Annotated in this window: 1 protein-coding gene; it reads right to left on the bottom strand. The window is 35.5% G+C overall.

The window, feature by feature from the left end:
• Positions 1–62 precede the first annotated feature (62 nt).
• Positions 63–1,411, bottom strand: a protein-coding gene (locus tag HT736_RS10755; RefSeq protein ID WP_172931034.1) for an IS3 family transposase whose coding sequence is annotated in 2 segments (ribosomal slippage) — positions 63–970 and positions 970–1,411 — 1,350 coding nt in all. Because the reading frame shifts where the segments join, the coding sequence is not laid out codon by codon here.
• Positions 1,412–1,509: the final 98 nt, after the last annotated feature.

Genomic DNA, 1,509 nt, shown 5'->3' with positions numbered 1-1,509 from the left:
CCATAATAAAACCCATTCGGCCAAAGCTTTTCTGTTCTTACCCCAAAAGTTAGACAATTAATTTATCCAAAGGATTTAGTTCTGTACTGCACAGGACTAAGTCCTTTTAATTTTACCTTAATTCGTTTATTGTTGTAGTAATCAATATAGTCTACAATAGCTTGTTCCAATTGCTTAAGCGACTGAAACGACTTCTCATAACCGTAAAACATTTCCGATTTCAGAATCCCAAAGAAAGATTCCATCATGCCGTTGTCTGGGCTGTTGCCCTTGCGTGACATGGATGCTTGAATTCCCTTACTCTCTAGGAACCGATGATAAGAATCGTGTTGATATTGCCAGCCTTGGTCACTATGGAGAATCGTATTCTCATAGCGCTTCTCTTTGAATGCCTGTTCCAACATTGTTTGTACTTGTTCTAAGTTGGGTGAAGTTGAAAGATTATAGGCGATAATTTCACTATTAAAGCCATCTAAAACTGGTGATAAGTAAAGCTTTTGAGTACTTGCTGGAATGGCAAATTCTGTCACATCTGTGTAGCACTTTTCCATTGTTTTAGAGCCTTCAAATTGACGTTGAATGAGATTCTCTGCTTTCTTACCAACGTCTCCTTTATGAGAAGAATATTTTCGTTTCTGTCGCATTTTAGCTTGTAAATTGAGTACTTTCATCAAGCCTTGAACTCTTTTATGATTTACTAGATAACCACGATTTCTTAGTTCTAAATAAATCCGACGATAAGCATAATTTCCCTTGTGTTCGATAAAGATGGATTGAATTTCAGCTTTAAGCTCTTGATTCTTATCTAGTTTATCTAGCTGTTTCAAGTGATAGTAGTAGGTCGAACGAGCTAGTTTAATGGCTTTTAAAAGAAGATCTAACGAAAACTCAGTCATTAATTCTTGAACAATTTCTGTCTTTCTTCTTTCTCTTTTTCCTCCTTCAATCGGAGTTCTCTTAACTTTTTTAGGATGGCATTCTCCGCTCTCAGGTACTCATTTTCTGCTTGAAGACGTTCTAATTCTGTCCTCTCTTCAGGTCTCGTTTTTGGCTTACGTCCCATTTTAGGTACTCTCCCTCTTGTTTTCTCAACAATAGTATACCCGTTTTTCCTGTATTGTGCTAGCCAATTAAGAAGTATCGTACGACTTGGGAGGCCGTATTCAAGAGAAACTCTATCTTTAGTCCAGCCTTCATGTATGACTTTATTAATCATTTCTTGCTTTAAATCAGGAGAATAGTAACGATTTTTTCCTTTTTTGACGAACTCTATTCCGTAACGATCAATCAATTTAATCATGTACCTAATATTAGAATTGTTTATCCCAAATTTATTTGAAAGCTTCTCTAAGCTATATCCTTGTTTTCTAAGTTCATAGATCTGAACTTTATCATCATAAGTTAATTTCATAATAAAAATACCCCAAAAGTTAGATTTTTTCTGTCTAACTTTTGGGGTGCAGTACATCAACACCTGATACTATGCGTTTTTCTGATTTTTAGGACTTT

Origin of the sequence: Streptococcus sp. 339 (genome assembly GCF_013277285.1) — a bacterium.
Taxonomy (GTDB): domain Bacteria; phylum Bacillota; class Bacilli; order Lactobacillales; family Streptococcaceae; genus Streptococcus; species Streptococcus pseudopneumoniae.
The sequence above is the reverse complement of the archived record's forward strand: the minus strand, read 5'-3'. Positions and strand labels throughout refer to the sequence as shown.